This is a genomic window from Amycolatopsis sp. NPDC051061 (genome assembly GCF_040682935.1).
Classification (GTDB): Bacteria; Actinomycetota; Actinomycetes; order Mycobacteriales; family Pseudonocardiaceae; genus Amycolatopsis.
Genome location: NZ_JBFBBZ010000012.1, coordinates 122,410 through 141,058, shown reverse-complemented (window position 1 = coordinate 141,058; position 18,649 = coordinate 122,410). Strand labels below are relative to the sequence as shown.

The following is an 18,649-nucleotide window of genomic DNA, read 5'->3' as shown; positions in this document are numbered from 1 at the left end:
GCAATCGCGTCGCGCGTGGTAAACCCGTAGGCTTCGCGGTACCGCGCATCGACCGGGATACATTCGGTCTCGCGCGCACACGGGCGGTAATCCGGAGGGCTTAGGAATGGCACAGGACATCATCCCGATCGAACTCGGGCTGCCGCAGGGCGACGTCGTCACCCTGTGGGCCCCGCGCTGGCGGGAAGACGGCGAGGAGTGGGAAGCGTTCCTCGGCGACGAGGACGACCTGTACGCCTTCCCGGACGCCGCGCACCTGGCCGCCTTCGTCCGCACGTCCGAGCGCCACGACCTGCTCGACCACCCGGCCTGGGACGCCGTGCCGTCGCTGAACGTGCCCGAGCTGATCCCGGACGAGGACCACACCTACGACCTCGTCGGCGTGCCGGAGCTCGTCGCCGAAGAGCCGGACATCTGGCACATCGCGGAGCTGGCCGAGATCGTCGGCATCGTGCGCTCGCTCGCCGACGTGTGCGACCTCGAAGAGGTGCACGAGATCCTCGACTCGACCGAGGGCTTCTCGCTGCTCGACCAGGGCACCCTCCCGTTCACCGGGAGCGTCGGCGTCCAGGTCTGGAACGACCTGTCCGAGACGGTGTCGCAGAAGTGGGACACCGTGCTCGACGCGATCGACGGCCTGGTGACCGCGCCGGACGTCGACGAGAAGGTGCTGGAGCAGACGGCCGAGGAGCTGGCCGCGTTCCACGAGGAGTCCGCCGAGGCCGAAGCCGGCGCCGAGGGCGAAGAGGACCTCGAAGCCATCGACTCTCTCGACTCCGATTCGGATGAAGACTCCGATGAAGACGAGGACGAGGGCCCGGTCGGGTTCTGGGCCGAGGTCGGCATCGACCCGATCAAGATCATCACGTCCGGCGCGGAGTACTACACCCTGCGCTGCTACCTCGACGACGCGCCGGTGTTCCTTGGCAGCGAGGGCGAGATCGACGTGTTCACGTCGGAGAAGGCACTGGCCCGCGCGCTGGCCGACGGCAAGGACCTGGCCGACACGGACCTCGCGGACGTGTCCACGTGGGACGAGGTCCTGGCGAAGGCGACGGCGGGCGAGCTCGAGGTCGAGGTCGACCCCGAGAACACGTACGTCCTGACGGGCATCGACGCGGACATCGCGGAGGGCCCGGAGGCGATCGACCCGACGCAGCTGGAGCTGGCGGTCGAGCTGATCACGGACGCGGCGGACTGGGCGGGCGACGACTCGGCCGAGACGGCGCTGGCGGGCAACGAAAGCCTGGGCTGGCTGGTGTCGTTCGTGCTGCGCCCGGACCCGACGCGCCTCGAGCCGTCGGCGCCGTTCGACGCGGAGCAGAGCGCTTGGCGGAAGCTCGTCGAGGGGTTCGAGAACCGCCTGACGGTCGCTTGATCTTTTGGTTCGGCGAAGGCCGCTTCCCGTGGTTGGGGAGGCGGCCTTCGCCGTGTCCGGGGCTGGGGCTGGGGCCGGGGGACGACGCCGGGACGACATGAAAGGGTCGTTCATGTCGTCTGGTGACATGAAAGGGTCGTTCACCACACCTGCCGCACCCACCGCGCGGCCGGACCTGCCGCACCCACCGCGCGGCCGGCCGGATCGCTCCACAGCCCGGGCGTGATGTGGACAAGTGGGCCCACCCACCTCGCGAGCGGCCGGTTTCCGTCGTAGGCGGCCGATACGCTGGAGACGGGGGGCGCCCCCGCGGGCCGGCGGGTGTCAGTCCTCCGAAGCGTGCTCCGCGCGGACCGGGACCACCAGCACCGCCAGGGCCGGGAACACCGCCGCCACGCAGAAGGCCAGTGCGTACCGGCTGTCGCCGATCACCAACCCCAGCAGCGGCGGGGTCAGCGAGGCCGCGATGTTCTGGCCCGTGTTCTGCGTCCCCATCGCGCGGCCCGACCACGCCAGGCCGGCCAGCTCCGCCGACGCCGTGAAGCCCAGGCCGTTGTCGGCGACCGTCACCACACCCGCCAGCGCCACCGCCAGCAGCACCAGCCAGGGCCACGAAGCGTCCCCCAGAGCCACCAGCAGCATCACGAAACAACTCAGCACCGCCAGCTGACGCATCGGGCGGAGACGGCTGCCCACCCGGTCGGACCACCAGCCCGACCCCAGCCGCCCCGCCGCGCCCAGCACCTGGACCACCGCCAGGTACCAGCCCGCCGACAGTGGGCTCCAGCCCTGCACCGCCACCAGGTACGCCGGCGCGAACGCCGACACCGCGAACTGCGGCACCACCAGCAGCGCGCTCGCGCCGTGGACCCGCCACAGCGTCGCGTGCCGGTATGGCGAAGGCGGCTTCTCGCCAGACGCCGGCCGCGGCGGTCGCGGCGGGTCCGTGACGAGCCAAGCCACCAGCAGCGCGACGGCGATCGCCAGCCCGGCCGGCAGCAGGACGGCCGCCCGGAACCCGAAGTGCGCCGCCAGCGGCGGCAGCCCGAGCGCCGCGACGCCGACGCCGAGCGGCTGGGCCGTCTGGCGGATCCCCATCGCGATCCCGCGCTCGGACTTCGCGAACCAGCCCATCACGACGCGGCCGCTCGCCGCGTTCACCGAAGCCGTGCACGCTCCGGCCGCCAGGAACACACCAAAGAGAAGCCCGATCGGGTGAGTTCCTACCCCGGCGTACACCAGGAGTAACCCCGAGGCGCCCAGTCCGAGCGCCATGATCAGACGCTCTCCGTAACGGTCCGCAGCCGCACCCCACACGATCAGGGTGAACAGCAGCCCGATGCTCGGCGCCGCGACGACCGTGCCGGCCTGGGCCAGGGACAGCCCTTCCTGGTCCCGCATGACCGGGACCAGGAACGGGATGCCGTAGAGGAACGAACAGCTCGCGGTCTGCGCGGCGAGACCGAGCGCGAGGATGAGCCACCGTCGTGAACTCGCCTGCACCCGTTCGACCGAACCGTCCGCGACCTGCGCCATCTTCGTCACCGTCTCAATATCTGAGAACAACTTCCTATATGGTGAACGATAGTTGGCATGGCTAAGGACCGCAAGGACCCGGTCCGTCTCAGCTCAGCGCGGCGTACCCGGGCTTGATGACGTCGTCGATCAGCGCGAGCCGGGCGTCGAAATCGATGAACGCGGATTTCATCGCGTTGATCGTGAACCACCGGAAGTCGTCGAGGTCATACCCGAAGGTCTCGTGCAGCGCGGCGAATTCGCTGGTCATCGTGCATCCGCTCATCAGGCGGTTGTCGGTGTTCACGGTCACCCGGAAGCGCAGCCGCTTGAGCAGGCCGATCGGGTGCTCGGCGATCGAGCGCACGGTGCCTGTTTGGACGTTCGACGACGGGCAGATCTCCAGGGGGATCCGGCGGTCGCGCACGTACGCGGCCAACCGTCCAAGGTGGACCGTGCCGTCCGCGTCGGTCTTGACGTCCTCGACGATCCGCACGCCGTGCCCGAGCCGCTCGGCGCCGCAGTGCTGAATCGCCTCCCAAATGGACGGAAGACCGAACGCTTCACCGGCGTGAATCGTGAAATGCGCATTGTTCTGCCGCAAATACTCGAAAGCGTCGAGATTGCGGGTCGGCGGAAATCCGTCCTCGGGTCCGGCGATGTCGAAGCCGACGACACCGGCGTCGCGGTAGCGGACGGCCAGGTTCGCGATCTCGAGGGCCCGGGCGTGCTGGCGCATCGCGCAGAGCAACGTCCCGACGCGGATCGAACCGCCGTTCGCGGCCACGCGGCGTGTGCCCTCCGTGAACCCCTCCTGGACGGCCTCGACCACCGCATCGAGTGACAGTCCGCGTTCGACGAACAACTCCGGTGCGTAGCGCACCTCGGCGTAGACGACGCCGTCGGCGGCCAGGTCCTCCACCGCCTCCGCGGCGACCCTGACCAGGGATTCTTCCGTTTGCATCACGCCACAGGTGTGCGCGAAGGTCTCGAGGTAGGACACGAGTGAGCCGGAATCGGCCGCCCGGCGGAACCAGCTGCCCAGCTCGGCCGGGTCGGTGGTGGGCAGTCCGGCATAGCCGGTGGCTTCGGCGAGCTCGGCGACGGTGGCCGGGCGGAGCCCGCCGTCGAGGTGGTCGTGCAGGAGGACCTTCGGCGCGCGGCGGAGTGTCTCGCTGGTCAGAACAGGGCTTTCGTCAGGCATCCCCCAACGGTAACCTCGTTGTCATTCCCCTACATGGCCGTAACTCTCAGGCTCGGGTCAACGCTCAGCGTTGACGATCATGCGACGAATCGGCCATCCGGGGGCAGCCTCCGTAATACGCGCTTCACGGGGGCCATACGCACAGCAATTTCGCAATCGTTAAGCTTCGTGGCACGTCCCTCCCATTTCCCCGCCGACGAAGGACACACAGCAGTGACCACTGACAACCACATTGCCGCCCCGTCCTTCGACCGGATGCGCAACATGCTGGTGCGCGCGGCCGAAGTGCGTGAGAGCGAGCAGCAGCAGATCTTCGACGCGCTCGACGACATCTACGCCCGCCTCGCCCCGGTGGACTCGCTGGGCGCGGTCCGCAAGCGGCTGTCCGAGATGCCCGACCGCACCGAGGTCAGCGTCCTGGCCGAGCGCCTCGACGAGACGATGTCCCGGCTCGAGAACCAGGACAACGCGATCGCCGCGCTGACCCGCGCCGTCGAGAGCATCGTCGACAAGCTGGCCAAGCCGTTCGCGCAGCTCGACGGGCGGCTCGACGGCATGGCCGCCCGCTTCGAGGGCGTCGCGGGCCGGATGGACGGACTCGAGGACAAGCTCCAGAACATCCACCGCCGGATCGACGAGGTCGGCGGCCACCTCGACAAGCAGGACATGAAGCTCGACTCGATCCCGCAGTCGGTGAGCGGCCCGGTCCGCGAGCGGATCGAGCAGGCCGAGGCGTCGCTGCGCGACCGCGTCGACCACGCCGACCACGAGCTGCGGGGCAAGGTCGACGAACTGAGCCGCACGACGCAGGAGCGCATCGGCGAGCTGGACCGCGTCACCGGCGAGCGGATCGGCGCGAACACCGAGGCGCTCAAGACGGCGCTGACCGAGACCGGCGAGATGATCGACGCCTCGGACCGCCTGGAGAAGCTGGGCAACCGGCTCGAAGCGGTCACCACCCGCCTCGACGACATGGCCGGCCGCCTCGACAAGGTGGAGGACGGCTTCCTCTCCGGCATCGGCGACCTCGACGGCGCGCTCAAGGCCGGGCTGTCCAAGGTCGAGGGCACGCTGTCCAAGCAGCCGGACACCGACTCGGTGGACACGCTGGTCCGCAAGAGCAACGACGAGAGCGTCCGCCGCATCGGCGGCCAGCTCGACGAGGCGATGGCGACGTTCGCGGAGCTGATGCTCGGCGGCGGCCCCTCGGTGCAGCAGATCGCCCCGGCACCCCCGGCCCCGCGCCAGCCGCGTCGCAGCTCCCGCAACGGCCGCGCGCCGAAGCCGGCCGACCCCAAGGCCAAGACCGGCGAAGGCGCCGAAGAAGCCACGGAGTAACTCAGCCCCACGAAGAGGCCCCCACCGGATTCCGGCGGGGGCCTCTTCGCGTGATTGAGGCCGGAACTCACGTGATCAGAAGCGGAACTCGCGTGATCGGAGCCGTTACGGCTTCAATCACGCGAGTTCCGGCCTCAATCACGCGGGATACGACCTCGGACGTCACTCACTCGGGTGATCATCTTCGCGATGATCGTCACACCGTGCCGCGGATCGTCTCCCGGACGATCGGACCCGGCTCCGGGGCCGAGTCAGCCACCGTGAAGCTGCCTTCGAGGGCCGCCAGGGCCGCGGGGACCGCTTCCGGCGTGTCCGTGTGCAGCTCCAGCAAGGGCTCACCCTCCGTCACGCGGGAGCCGGGCTTGGCGAGGCACAAGATCCCCGCCGCGGCCTGGACCGGGTCCTCCTTGCGGGCCCGGCCCGCGCCCAGCCGCCACGCCGCGACGCCCACCGCGTACGCGTCCAGCGAGGCAAGCACGCCGGAAGCGGGCGCCGAAACCACGTGGACGTGCGAAGGCGTCGGCAGCGGCGCCGAAGGGTCGCCGCCTTGGGCGGAGATCATCCGGCACCACACCTCGTACGCCTCACCCGAAGCCAGCACCGCGGCCGGGTCCACGTCCAGACCGGCCAGCGCCAGCATTTCGCGAGCCAGCGCGAGAGTCAGCGAAACCACGTCCGCGGGTCCGCCGCCCTGGAGCACGGCAACCGACTCCGCGACCTCCACCGCGTTCCCGACCGCCCGCCCCAGCGGGACGTTCATGTCGGTCAGCAACGCCGTCGTCGGGACACCGTGGTCGACACCGATCGAGGTCAACGTCGAGGCCAAGGTCCGAGCCTGTTCCAGAGACTTCATGAACGCGCCCGACCCGAACTTCACGTCCAGGACCAGCCCGGACGCGCCTTCCGCGATTTTCTTGCTCATGATCGAGCTGGCGATCAGCGGAATCGACTCCACAGTGGACGTCACGTCCCGCAGCGCGTACAGCTTCTTGTCCGCCGGCGCCAGCCCGTCCGTCGCCGCGCAGACCACCGCGCCGACGTCCTCCAGCTGACGAGCGATCTCGGCGGCGGAAAGGGAAGCCCGCCACCCCGGGATCGACTCCAGCTTGTCGAGCGTCCCGCCGGTGTGCCCGAGCCCGCGCCCGGACAGCTGCGGCACCGCCGCGCCGCACGCCGCCACCAGCGGCGCCAGCGGCAGCGTGATCTTGTCGCCGACCCCGCCGGTCGAGTGCTTGTCGACCGTCGGCCGCGACACGTCCAGCGACAGCCGCTCACCCGAGGAGATCATCGCCCCGGTCCACCGCGAGATCTCGTCGGAGTCCATGCCCCGCAAGTAGATCGCCATCGCCAGCGCCGACATCTGCTCTTCGGCGACCTCGCCGCGCGTGTACGCGTCGACGACCCAGTCGATCTGCTCGTCCGAGAGCCGGCCGCCGTCGCGTTTCACCCGGATGACGTCGACCGCCGCGAACGCGCTCACGGCAGGTCGTCCGGGCCGAAGGCATCCGGGAGGACGTCCGACATCGGCAGCACCCCCCGAGGGGTGTCGACCAGGCAGGCCGATCCGCCCAGCTCGAACAGGATCTGACGGCAGCGCCCGCAGGGCATCAGCAGGTCACCGGCGCCACTGCGGCACGCCACCGCGACGAGCCGGCCGCCGCCGGACAGCCGCAGCTGCCCGGCCATTGTGCACTCCGCGCACAGCCCGAGCCCGTAGGACGCGTTCTCGACGTTGCACCCGGTGACCACGCGACCGTCGTCGACGATTCCGGCGACCCCGACGTGCAGACCCGAATAAGGCGCGTACGCATGGGAAGCGGCCTCGATCGCCTGAGCGCGCAGAGCGTCCCAGTCCACAGTAGACACTCAGTCCTCACCTCGCCGATACGGCTGCCCGTCGGCCTTCGGCGGCCGAAGCCGCTGCGAAGCCACGGCCAGCACGATCAACGTCACGAAGTGCGCGGTGTACGGGATCAGGTCCGACGGCAGCGTGTCGTTGGACCAGTAGATCAAGTACAGGATCCCGGCACCGAGGACACCGAGTCCCGCCGCGATCCACTGGCGACGGAACAGCTGCACGACGACGATCACGGCGACCAGGATCACCGCGCCGTACAGCAGCGCGAGCACCGCTTCGCCGCCGCCGGCGAGCTGCAGGCCGTCCGCGTAGCCGAACAGCGCCGCTCCGCCGAGCAGGCCGCCCGGACGCCAGTTGCCGAAGATCATCGCCGCGAGGCCGATGTACCCGCGGCCGTTGGTCTGATTCTCCAGGTAGTCGGCACCGCCGCGCAGCAGCACCAGCGACGCGCCGCCCATCCCGGCGAACCCGCCCGAGATCAGCATCGCGACGTACTTGTGCCGGTAGACGTTGACGCCCAGCGACTCCGCGGCCACCGGGTTCTCGCCGCACGAGCGCAGCCGCAGGCCGAAGCGCGTGCGCCAGAGCACCCAGAAGCTCACCGGCACCAGGATGATCGCGATCATCGTCAGCGGCGCCACCTCGGTGACCAGGCCGCGCAGGATGCCGGCGACGTCGGAGATCCCGACGCGCTGCTCCTTCTCGAGGTCACCGAGCCAGTCGGAGAGGAACGACGCGGAGTAGGTGTCGAACTTCGGCACCACCGGCGACTGCCGCGGGTTGCCCGAGAGCGGCTCGAAGATCAGGTTCGCCAGGTACTTCGTGACACCGAGGCCCAGCAGGTTGATCGCGACGCCGGAGACGATGTGGTTGACGTTGAACGTCACCGTCGCCACCGCGTGCAGCAGGCCGCCGAGCGCACCGAACACGATCGCGGCCAGCAGGCCGACCCACACGCCGCCGTAGTACGAACCCCAGGCGGCGCCCCAGGTCCCGAGGATCATCATGCCCTCGAGGCCGATGTTGACGACGCCGGCGCGTTCGGCCCAGAGGCCGCCGAGCGCGCACAGCAGGATCGGCAGCGCCAGCCGCAACGCCGTCGACGCGGTGTTGGACGACGTCAGCGCGGAGACGCCGGTGGAGTACGACGCCGTCGAGACGACGGCGATGGCGATGACCGCCCAGATGACCCCGCGGAGCCAGCCGGGGACGCGGGACCGCTTGCGGTGCACCGGCATGGTGCCGGAGCTGCCCGGATCCGGCCTAGAGATGTCGGTGACGGCCATCAGACGGCACCTCCCCCGGCGACCGAGGAGCTCTTGGCGCCGAGCGCCCGCCCGACTCTGCGTTGTTCGGCCGCGAGGTCGGCGCGGCGCACGACCTCGTACGCCACGACGACCGACAGCACGATGATGCCCTGCATGATCGTCGCGATCTCCTTGGACACGTTGATCTGCTCCAGCGACACCGCGGAGGTGTCCAGGAACGCCCACAGCAGCGCGCCGAGCGCGATGCCGCCGGGGTGGTTGCGGCCCAGCAGCGCGACCGCGATGCCGGTGAAGCCGTACATCTGGGTCGAGGTGATGCCGTAGGTGTAGTCGCGGCCGAGCAGCTCCGGCATCGCGACCAGGCCGGCGACGCCGCCGGAGAGGACCATCGCGATGAGCGTCATCTTCTTGGCGTTGACGCCGCCCGCGGCGGCCGCGGTGGTCGACTCGCCGGACGCCTTGAGCTCGAAGCCGAACCGGGTGCGGTTGAGCATGAACCAGTAGGCGGCACCGATGATCGCGGCGATGACGACGAACCCGAACAGCGTGCCCGAGCCGAGCGGGATGCCCGGGATCCGGCCGGACGGCGTGATTTCGCGGGTGCCGATGTTGTTGCCCCGCTGCACGCCGAACTGGTCGGCGTTGATGAGGAAGGCGATGATCCCGCCGACGATCGAGTTCAGCATGATCGTCGCGATCACCTCGCTCACCCCGCGGGTGACCTTGAGGATCGCCGGGATCGCCGCGTACGCCGCGCCGGCGACGACCGCGACGATGAGGATGACCAGCGTGTGGAGCACGGGCGGCAGCTGCAGCGCGCCACCGGCGATGGCCGCGATGACCGCCGCGAACCGGTACTGGCCCTCGACACCGATGTTGAAGAGGTTCATCTGGAAGCCGATGGCGACCGCCAGCCCGGAGAGGTAGTACACGGTCGCGAGGTTCACGGTGTCGACCGCGGTCGAGCCCTTGAACATCTGGCCGATCATGGTGCCGTACGCCTCGAGCGGGTCGGCCCCGGAGATGATCAGCGCGATCGCCGACAGCAGCACGGCGAACACGATCGCCAGCAGCGGCGGCAGGACTTTGGTGCGCCAGGAAGTCATTCTTTGTCACCCGCTGTGTCGTCTTCGGCGCCGGTCATCGCCGAACCCAGTTCCTGCGGCGTCACGGTGGCCGGGTCGGCCTCGCTGACGAGCCGCCCGCGCAGCATGACGCGGATCGTGTCGGACAGGCCGATCAGCTCGTCGAGGTCGGCCGAGATCAGCAGCACCGCGAGCCCGGCCGCGCGGGCCTGGCGGATGTTCTCCCAGATCAGCGCCTGCGCGCCGACGTCGACGCCGCGGGTCGGGTGCGAGGCGATGAGCAGCACCGGGTTGCCGGACAGCTCCCGCCCGACGATCAGCTTCTGCTGGTTGCCGCCCGAGAGCGCCGCGGCCGGGACGTCGATCCCCGGCGTGCGGACGTCGTACTCGCGGACGATCCGCTCGGTGTCCGAGCGCGTGCCCGCGATGTCGAGCAACTGTCCTTTCGAGACCGGTTCGCGGGTCTGGTACCCGAGCATCCGGTTGACCCACAACGGTTGCGTGAGCAGCAGGCTGTGCCGCGTGCGGTCCTCGGCGATGTAGCCGATGCCCGCTTCGCGCCGCGCCAGCGTGCCTGCCTTCGTCAGGTCGCGGGCCTTGCCCTCGGCGTCGACCAGCTCGATGGTGCCGCCGGACGCCTTGCGCATGCCCATGATCGTCTCGACGAGCTCGGTCTGGCCGTTGCCCTCGACGCCGGCGATGCCGAGCACCTCACCCGCGCGCACGGTGAAGGAGACGTCGTCGAGCGCGTTGCGGTCGGACCCCTCGGCGCCCAGCGTCAGGCCGGTCAGCCGCAGCACGGCGCGGTCGGTGACGGTGGACTCGCGCGTCTCCGGGCTCGGCAGCTCGGAGCCGACCATCATCTCGGCGAGCTGGCGCGAGGTGATGGTCTTCGGGTCGGCCGTGCCGACGGTGGTGCCGCGCCGGATGACCGTGACGGTGTCGGCGATCGCCCGCACCTCGTCGAGCTTGTGCGAGATGAAGAGGAAGGTGTAGCCGTCGGCTTTCATCTCCCGCACGGTCGCGAAGAGCGCGTCGACCTCCTGCGGCACGAGCACCGCGGTCGGCTCGTCCAGGATGATGATCTTCGCCCCGCGGTAGAGGACCTTGACGATCTCGACGCGCTGGCGGTCGGCGACGCCGAGCTCTTCGAGCAGCGTGTCCGGCTCGGCGCGCAGGCCGGTGCGCTCGGCGAGCTCGGCCAGCCGCGCGCGGGCGGCCCGGCCGATGCCGTGCAGGGCCTCGGCGCCGAGGAAGACGTTCTCGCCGACGGTGAGGTTGTCGGCGAGCATGAAGTGCTGGTGCACCATGCCGATGCCGGCGCGGATGGCGTCCTGCGGGTTGCGCAGCTTCACCTCGTCGCCGTTGATCGCGATGGTGCCCTCGTCCGGCGGCTGCATGCCGTAGAGGATCTTCATCAGGGTGGACTTGCCGGCGCCGTTCTCGCCACAGATGGCGTGCACCTCGCCCGCGGCGACGGTGAGGTTGACGTCGGAGTTGGCCACCACGCCAGGGAAACGTTTGGTGATCCCGGTCAGCTGGACGGCGGGCACGCCCCGGTCGGGGACGGCCTCGGCCGGGGCCTCGGCAGTGCTCATGGGCGGGAGAGTTCCACTTCTGTCAAAACGCGTGAGGGGCCCGGAGGGAAATCCCTCCGAGCCCCGGCACGCGTCGAGCTACTTCTGCGGCTTGTCCGAAACGGTGATCGCGCCCGAGATGATCTGGGCCTTGTACCCGTCCAGGACGTCCTTGATGTCGTCGACCTTGCCACCGGAGGTGGAGTAGCCGACACCGTCGACCTTGAGGTCGAACCGCTTCGGCAGGGTCGTCAGGTCACCCTTGGCCAGCGCCGTGATGTAGTCGAACACCGCGACGTCGACCCGCTTGAGCATGGACGTGATGATGACGTCCTTGTCGGCCGCGACGGTCTTCTGGTTGTACTGGTCGGAGTCGACCCCGATGGCCAGCGCGTTGGCTGCCTTCGCGGCGTCGAAGACACCCTTACCCGAGGCGCCCGCGGCGTGGTAGATGACGTCCGCGCCCTTGGCGATCTCGGCCGCGGCCTTGGCGTTGCCCTTCGGCGGGTCCTGGAACCCGGAGAAGTCACCGGCCGGCGTGAGGTACTCGTCCTCGATCTTGATCTTGCTGGAAACGGTCTTCGCGCCCTGCAGGAAGCCGGCCTCGAACTTCTGGATCAGCGGGGTGTTGACACCGCCGACGAAGCCGATGTGGCAGCTCTTGCTCTTGTACGCGGCGGCGACGCCGGCCAGGAACGAGCCCTGCTCTTCGGCGAAGACCAGCGGCGTGACGTTCGGGAGCGTGATCGAGTCGTCGTCGACGATCGCGAACTTGGTGTTCGGGTACTTGGCCGCGACGGCCTTGACCGAGTCGGCGTAGGCGAAACCGACCGCGACGATCGGGTTCAGGCCCTGCGAAGCCATCTGGTCGAGGCGCTGCTGCTTGGCCGACTCGGCCTCGCTGGCGGACGCGGTGCTCTCGTTCACCGTGGTCACGCCCAACTCGGACTTCGCCTTGTCGGTACCCGCGGCGGCGGCGTCGTTGAAGGACGCGTCACCCCGGCCGCCCACGTCGAAGGCCAGGCCGATCTTCAGCTGGCTGCCGTCGACCTTGCCGGTGGCGGCGGTGCTGCTCGAAGCGGCGGCGGGCGCCGCGGGCGGCTTCTGCGCGGTGACGCAGTCCGAACCTCCCGACGAAGGCGCGGCGCTGTTGCTACTGCCACCACTCGAGTCCTTGGCGCACCCGGTCAGGGCGAGCGCCCCGGCCATGGCCACGGCGGCCAGCGCGGTTCCACGCATGCGACGCAACGTGTGTCTCCCTCCCCGCTGATCCAGCGGATGGTCAAGGGCACGCCCCGGCCCGACTGCCGAGGCGACCGCCAGACCGTACCCAACGGACAGGAAAGCGCCATAGGAACGGCACGCTACGTAACACAAACGTTTACTCAGCAGTCTCGCGCGCGACGGACCGGACACCGCCCGTGATCATCGGATCGTGCGGAGACCTACTTTCGGCGGATTCGACGTCGCGGGGACGGTCGAAATGCCATTTCGTGTCACTCAGTGTGCCGAAACGACCGAGGGGTGGGCCAGCGCGGTCACTCTGTGAGATGACGGCCATTCAGGCGCAGGTGAGCCGCGCGGCGGCCCAGTCGCTGCGGTCGTAGGAGTTGCCGTCGCCGCCGTCGGTGACGACCAGCCGCAGGTACTGCGCGCCGTGCAGGTCCGCCGTCAGCGGCACCGCCGGGTCCTGCCACGTCCGGACGCCCGTCGACGCCGCCTTCGCGCCGTCCGCGTAGACCTCGAACGTCGCCGAGCCCTGCTTGTTCGTCGCCTCGCGTTCGTCGTCGACGCCGACGTCCGCGGTGAACGCCGTGCAGCGGCCGCCCAGGTAGAAGACGACCTCGCTGGGAGCGTGCGCGCCGAGGCCCTTCGGGTAGACCACGCCGTTGATCGTCAGGGGCTTGCCGTCGCCGGCCGGGATGCTGCCGTTGGACATGTCCCGTTCGACCGGGCCGTAGCCGTTCTTCTCCGCCGCCCAGCGCAGGTCGCCGGCCCAGGCCGGGCCGCCGGGTGGTGCCGCGGGCACCGTCAGCCGCTGCTCACCGGTCCAGCTCACCGGGCCGAACCCGAGCGTGCGGTAGGTGACGCCGCCACGCAGGACCGCCGTCGTGCCTTCGGTTCCGGCCGGCGGGGTGACCCGCCAGCGCCCCGCAGCCAGGTCGCCGGTGCCGAGCACGAACGTCCGTGGCCGGGCCACCTGCTCGGCGCGCCAGCCGGCGGGCGCGGTCAGCGTCACGCGCGGGTCGAACACCGGGACGCGGGCCTCGTCGGTCGCGGACACCGTGACCTCGAACGGCTTCCCGGCCGGAGTGATCTCGCCCGGCACGCCGGGCACCGGCGAGGCCGGCTCGATCCCGGTGCTCACCAGCGGCGCGTTCCGCAGCCACGCGCCGCCCGCGTGGACCCGGTACACGACCGTCGCGTGCGGCGGGACGACCGCGGAGATCCGGCCCGCGGTCTGGAAGTCGCGGCGGGCCCAGAGGTCGCGGGCGGAGTACCCGGCGGCCTTCGGGAGGCCCGCGGCGGCCGCCGTGGTGCCGATCGTGGCGTTGGCGGAAGTCTCGTTGAAGAGCGCGACCGCGACGTCGCCGTTCGCGAGGGGCTTGGCGAAGACCCAGTGACCGTCCTGCTTGGACAGCACGCGCGCCTGGACCCCGCGGCGGTCCTGGTCGAGGGCGATGACCTCGGCGTTGCGCAGCACGTCGAAGTTCGCCGGCGACACCTTGCGCAGGTCGGCGCCGATGAGCAGCGGGGCGGCCATCATGGCCCAGAGCGAGAAGTGGGACCGGTACTCCTCGGTCGTCATACCGCCGTTGCCCACCTCGAGCATGTCGGGATCGTTCCAATGGCCCGGACCGGCGTAGGGCGCGAGCGGCGCGTTCGCCTCGAGGATCTGGACCATCTTCGCCCAGTTGTCCTTGATGTCGCCGGTGGTCCGCCACAGGTGCCCGACGCCGGCGCCCCACTCCCACGGCTTGTTCTCGCCCCATTCGCAGAGCGAGTACACGATCGGGCGACCGGTCTTCGCCAGCGCGTCGCGCATCTTCGTGTAGCGCTCGAGCGCGGGCCGTCCTTCGTTGTTGCAGTTGTCGTACTTGAGGTAGTCGACGCCCCAGCCGGCGAAAGTCTGCGCGTCGACGTCCTCGTGGTCGAGCGCGCCCGGCTGGGTCTTCGCGCAGGTCAGCGTGCCCGCGCTGGTGTAGATGCCGAACTTGAGGCCCTTCGAGTGGACGTAGTCGGCGAGCGCTTTCATCCCGCCCGGGAAGCGCGCCTTGTTCGCCTGCATCCGGCCGTCGGCGTCGCGCGCCGGCTCGGCCCAGCAGTCGTCGACGTTGACGTACTGGTAGCCGGCGGCTTTGAGTCCCTGGGCGACGAAGATGTCCGCGGTGTCGCGGATGATCTGCTCGTCGACGGCGCAGCCGGTGGTGTTCCAGTTGTTGAAGCCCATCGGCGGCGTGAGAGCCAGTCCGTCGGGCAATGCCTGGGCGGGCGTGACCACCGCCACGGGAAGCAATGCGGCGATAGCGATCACCAGGCCGAGGCGTCTCACCAGAACGTCACCCCATCGTGAGAGATCCGATGTATGTGGCAGCGACAGTAGGAACGACTCGATGGTTGGTCAACTACAAACCGGCTGCACCAGCCTTTTGATCTAATGCATCAGATATTAGATTCCGTAGAGGTCAGATCTCCGGTGACTGGGACGCGACCCGTCACCGCACGGCTGAGTGCGCTGCACCACACCACCGGGTGGCGGCACGGGAGTACCGGTGTCTGGTCCATCACAGAGAGGAACCCGGAGGTGAGCCGCGTGCCGGGTGCGGGTCTAGCATCCGATTCATCCAGGCTCGATGACCCTCGATCTCGGCATCGCCGCCGCTCCGCGGCGACTGCGGACCTCACGGCCACCGGGCACATAGTCAGACGTTGGAGGCCGTTCACCGATGTCCACCACGGCGAGCACTGCCACAGCGGCAGGGGCGAGCGATCGGGCGGGTGCCTCACGCCGGCAGGGGACCTTCTACCGGGGCGACCCCGGCATGTGGTCCTGGGTGCTGCACCGCATCACCGGCGTGCTCACCTTCTTCTTCCTGTTCGTGCACGTGCTCGACACCGCGCTGGTGCGCGTGTCGCCGAACACCTACGACCAGGTCATCGAGACCTACAAGACCCCGATCGTCAACCTCCTCGAGGTCGGCCTGGTCGGCGCGGTGCTGTTCCACGCGCTCAACGGCATCCGCGTCATGCTGGTCGACTTCTGGTCGAAGGGCCCGAAGCTGCAAAAGGCGATGCTGTGGGTGATCGGCGTGGTCTGGGTCTTGGTGATGGTCCCCGGTGTGTACTTCATGCTGAAGCGCACCGTCGAAACGCTCTTCGGGGGTAACTGACATGGCCGACCTCGCCCTCGCGAACCCCCGCGCGCCGAAGCGTCCCGCCGCCCGCCGGAGCAACTTCGAGCTCTACAGCTGGCTGTTCATGCGGATCTCCGGGATGGCGCTGATCATCCTGGTGCTCGGCCACCTGCTGATCATGAACATCCTCGACGGTGGCGTGCACCGGATCAACTGGGGCTTCGTCGCCGGCCGCTGGGCCTCGCCGTTCTGGCAGTTCTGGGACCTGCTGATGCTGTGGCTGGCCGAGATTCACGGCGGCAACGGGCTGCGCGTGATCATCGACGACTACGCCCGCAAGGACAGCACGCGGTTCTGGCTGAAGATCCTGCTCTACGTCTCGATGGTGCTGATCCTGGCCGTCGGCACGATGGTGATCTTCACCTTCGACCCGAACATGCCCGCGAACTGATTGTTTCGACTTCGGAGACCTCCCACCATGCAGTTCCACAAGTACGACGTGGTGATCGTCGGTGCCGGCGGCGCCGGGATGCGCGCGGCCATCGAGTCCGGCCAGCGCACCCGCACCGCGGTCCTCACCAAGCTCTACCCGACCCGGTCCCACACCGGCGCGGCCCAGGGCGGCATGTGCGCCGCGCTGGCGAACGTCGAAGAGGACAACTGGGAGTGGCACACCTTCGACACGATCAAGGGCGGCGACTACCTGGTCGACCAGGACGCCGCCGAGATCATGGCGAAGGAAGCCATCGACGCGGTCCTCGACCTCGAGAAGATGGGCCTGCCGTTCAACCGCACGCCCGAGGGCAAGATCGACCAGCGCCGCTTCGGCGGGCACACGCGTGACCACGGCAAGGCCGCGGTCCGCCGCGCCTGCTACGCCGCGGACCGCACCGGGCACATGATCCTGCAGACGCTGTACCAAAACTGCGTCAAGTACGGCACGGAGTTCTTCAACGAGTTCTACGTGCTCGACCTCGTCACCAGCCCGGACGAGAACGGCAACCCGGTCGCGTCCGGCGTCGTCGCCTACGAGCTGGCCACCGGCGAGCTGCACGTCTTCCAGGCGAAGTCGATCGTGATGGCCACCGGCGGCGCGGGCAAGATCTTCAAGACGACGTCGAACGCGCACACCCTCACCGGTGACGGCCTCGGCATCATCTTCCGCAAGGGCCTGCCACTGGAGGACATGGAGTTCTTCCAGTTCCACCCGACCGGCCTCGCGGGCCTGGGCATCCTGATCTCCGAAGCCGTCCGCGGCGAGGGCGGGATCCTGCGCAACGCGTCCGGCGAGCGGTTCATGGAGCGCTACGCCCCCACCATCAAGGACCTCGCGCCGCGCGACATCGTCGCCCGCTCGATGGTGCAGGAAGTGCTGCAGGGGCGCGGGTGCGGCCCGAACAAGGACTACGTCGTCCTGGACGTCACGCACATCCCCGAGGAGACGCTGAACGCGAAGCTCCCGGACATCATGGAGTTCTCCCGGACCTACCTGGGCGTCGACCCGGTCAAGGAGCCGGTGCCGGTGTTCCCGACCTGCCACTACGTGATGGGCGGCATCCCGACCAACATCCACGGCGAAGCGCTGCGGGACAACGAGAACGTCATCCCGGGCCTGTACGCGGCGGGCGAGGTCGCGTGCGTGTCCGTGCACGGCTCGAACCGCCTGGGCACGAACTCGCTGCTGGACATCAACGTGTTCGGCCGCCGCGCCGGCATCGCGGCCGCGGAGTACGCGCTGGCGCACGAGCACGTCGAGCTGCCTTCGGAGCCGACCACCTTGGTCGAGGAGCAGCTGGCGGGCCTGCTGTCGGAGCACGGCGACGAGCGCGTCGCCGACATCCGCAAGGAAATGCAGCAGACGATGGACTCGCACGCGTCGGTGTACCGGACCGAGGACACGCTGAAGCAGGCGCTGACCGACATCCAGGCGCTGAAGGCGCGTTACCAGCGGATCACCGTGGCGGACAAGGGCAAGCGGTACAACACCGACCTGCTCGAGGCCGTCGAGCTGGGCTTCCTGCTGGAGCTGGCCGAGGTGCTCGTCGTCGGCGCGATCGCGCGCAAGGAGTCCCGCGGCGGCCACGCCCGCGAGGACTACCCGACCCGCGACGACACGAACTTCATGCGGCACACCATGGCCTACAAGCAGGGCACCGGCCTGGCGTCCGACATCCGGCTCGACTACAAGCCGGTTACCTTCACCCGCTACGAACCGATGGAGCGGAAGTACTGATGACCACGGCAACTTCCTCTGATTCGGCTGTCGCTTCCTCCGACGAGCACACGCCGATCACGGTCACGCTCAAGATCCTGCGGTTCAACCCCGAGGTGGACACCGAGCCGCACTGGGAGTCCTACGAGGTCCCGGCGCAGCGCACCGACCGGCTGCTGAACCTGCTGTTCTACGTCAAGGACTACCTCGACGGCACGTTCGCGTTCCGCCGTTCGTGCGCCCACGGCGTGTGCGGGTCCGACGCGATGCAGATCAACGGCATCAACCGGCTGGCGTGCAAGGTCCTGATGAAGGACCTGCTGTCGCCGTCCGGCAAGCCGACGACGATCACGATCGCCCCGATCAAGGGCCTGACGACGTTGAAGGACCTCTACGTCGACATGGACCCGTTCTTCGAGGCGTACCGCGCGATCAAGCCGTACCTGATCACGTACGGCAACGAGCCGACGCGCGAGCGGATCCAGTCACAGGCCGACCGGGACCGGTTCGACGACACGACGAAGTGCATCCTTTGCGCTTGCTGCACTTCGTCCTGCCCGGTGTATTGGAACGACGGGTCGTACTTCGGGCCGGCGGCGATCGTGAACGCGCACCGGTTCATCTTCGACTCCCGCGACGAGGGGGCCGAGGAGCGGCTGGACATCCTCAACGACGGTGAGGGTGTGTGGCGCTGCCGGACGACGTTCAACTGCACGGACGCTTGTCCCCGTGGGATCCAGGTGACCAAGGCGATCCAGGAAGTAAAGCGAGCGCTCCTCTTCAAGCGCGTCTGACCACTTGCTGCGAAGGGGCCCCTCCGCTCGGCGACCGGAGGGGCCCCTTCGTCGTTCGGGGCAAC

15 protein-coding genes are annotated in these 18,649 nt (G+C 69.1%); 6 read left to right on the top strand and 9 right to left on the bottom strand.

The window, feature by feature from the left end:
* Positions 1-106 precede the first annotated feature (106 nt).
* A complete protein-coding gene (locus tag AB0N03_RS18495; RefSeq protein WP_364372683.1) occupies positions 107-1,378 on the top strand; it encodes a primosomal protein in 1,272 nt (423 codons plus the stop codon).
* Between the two features lie 324 nt (positions 1,379-1,702).
* Here the strand turns inward: AB0N03_RS18495 and AB0N03_RS18490 are convergent, their stop codons facing one another.
* Together AB0N03_RS18490 and AB0N03_RS18485 are read right to left on the bottom strand one after the other, a co-directional pair.
* Positions 1,703-2,914: an MFS transporter gene (locus AB0N03_RS18490; RefSeq protein WP_364372961.1), complete on the bottom strand. Its 1,212-nt coding sequence runs from the start codon at positions 2,912-2,914 to the stop codon at positions 1,703-1,705.
* A gap of 88 nt (positions 2,915-3,002) precedes the next feature.
* The gene (locus tag AB0N03_RS18485) at positions 3,003-4,097 is read right to left on the bottom strand and encodes an adenosine deaminase (RefSeq protein WP_364372680.1); all 1,095 of its coding nucleotides are present in this window, start codon (positions 4,095-4,097) and stop codon (positions 3,003-3,005) included.
* A 213-nt stretch (positions 4,098-4,310) separates the two neighbouring features.
* Between AB0N03_RS18485 and AB0N03_RS18480 the strand changes: the two genes are divergently transcribed.
* Positions 4,311-5,435: a PA containing protein gene (locus AB0N03_RS18480; protein ID WP_364372678.1), complete on the top strand. Its 1,125-nt coding sequence runs from the start codon at positions 4,311-4,313 to the stop codon at positions 5,433-5,435.
* Between the two features lie 196 nt (positions 5,436-5,631).
* On the opposite strand, the gene AB0N03_RS18475 is transcribed toward AB0N03_RS18480, so the two are convergent.
* From AB0N03_RS18475 to AB0N03_RS18445, 7 genes are all read right to left on the bottom strand, one after another.
* Positions 5,632-6,915 carry a thymidine phosphorylase gene (locus tag AB0N03_RS18475; protein WP_364372675.1) on the bottom strand — a complete coding sequence of 428 codons (1,284 nt, stop codon included), beginning with the start codon at positions 6,913-6,915 and terminating at the stop codon, positions 5,632-5,634.
* Complete coding sequence (locus AB0N03_RS18470) at positions 6,912-7,301, bottom strand: cytidine deaminase (protein ID WP_364372672.1); 390 nt, start codon at positions 7,299-7,301, stop codon at positions 6,912-6,914. The genes AB0N03_RS18475 and AB0N03_RS18470 overlap by 4 nt, the downstream gene beginning before the upstream one ends.
* A complete protein-coding gene (locus AB0N03_RS18465) occupies positions 7,302-8,579 on the bottom strand; it encodes an ABC transporter permease (protein WP_364372669.1) in 1,278 nt (425 codons plus the stop codon). It lies immediately after the preceding gene.
* Entirely contained in the window at positions 8,579-9,667 is a 1,089-nt protein-coding gene (locus tag AB0N03_RS18460) for an ABC transporter permease (RefSeq protein ID WP_364372666.1), read from the bottom strand. The genes AB0N03_RS18465 and AB0N03_RS18460 overlap by 1 nt, the downstream gene beginning before the upstream one ends.
* A complete protein-coding gene (locus AB0N03_RS18455) occupies positions 9,664-11,244 on the bottom strand; it encodes an ABC transporter ATP-binding protein (protein ID WP_364372663.1) in 1,581 nt (526 codons plus the stop codon). The genes AB0N03_RS18460 and AB0N03_RS18455 overlap by 4 nt, the downstream gene beginning before the upstream one ends.
* Before the next feature lie 78 nt (positions 11,245-11,322).
* Positions 11,323-12,462 (bottom strand): BMP family ABC transporter substrate-binding protein, encoded by a 1,140-nt coding sequence (locus AB0N03_RS18450; protein WP_364372661.1) that lies wholly within the window; start codon positions 12,460-12,462, stop codon positions 11,323-11,325.
* Positions 12,463-12,784: 322 nt separating this feature from the next.
* Positions 12,785-14,776, bottom strand: coding sequence for an NPCBM/NEW2 domain-containing protein (locus AB0N03_RS18445; RefSeq protein WP_364372658.1), 1,992 nt, complete (start codon positions 14,774-14,776; stop codon positions 12,785-12,787).
* A gap of 394 nt (positions 14,777-15,170) precedes the next feature.
* On the opposite strand from AB0N03_RS18445, the gene sdhC reads away from it, so the two are divergent.
* Genes sdhC through AB0N03_RS18425 form a run of 4 tightly spaced genes read left to right on the top strand, consistent with a single transcriptional unit; the run spans position 15,171 to position 18,584 of the window.
* Positions 15,171-15,614, top strand: coding sequence for a succinate dehydrogenase, cytochrome b556 subunit (gene sdhC, locus AB0N03_RS18440; protein WP_364372655.1), 444 nt, complete (start codon positions 15,171-15,173; stop codon positions 15,612-15,614).
* A 1-nt stretch (position 15,615) separates the two neighbouring features.
* Positions 15,616-16,029, top strand: a complete 414-nt coding sequence (locus AB0N03_RS18435; RefSeq protein WP_364372653.1) for a succinate dehydrogenase hydrophobic membrane anchor subunit — start codon at positions 15,616-15,618, stop codon at positions 16,027-16,029.
* Positions 16,030-16,056: 27 nt separating this feature from the next.
* Positions 16,057-17,811: a succinate dehydrogenase flavoprotein subunit gene (gene sdhA / locus AB0N03_RS18430; RefSeq protein ID WP_364372650.1), complete on the top strand. Its 1,755-nt coding sequence runs from the start codon at positions 16,057-16,059 to the stop codon at positions 17,809-17,811.
* Entirely contained in the window at positions 17,811-18,584 is a 774-nt protein-coding gene (locus AB0N03_RS18425) for a succinate dehydrogenase iron-sulfur subunit (protein ID WP_364372647.1), read from the top strand. Before sdhA ends, AB0N03_RS18425 begins: the two co-directional genes overlap by 1 nt.
* Positions 18,585-18,649 lie beyond the last annotated feature (65 nt).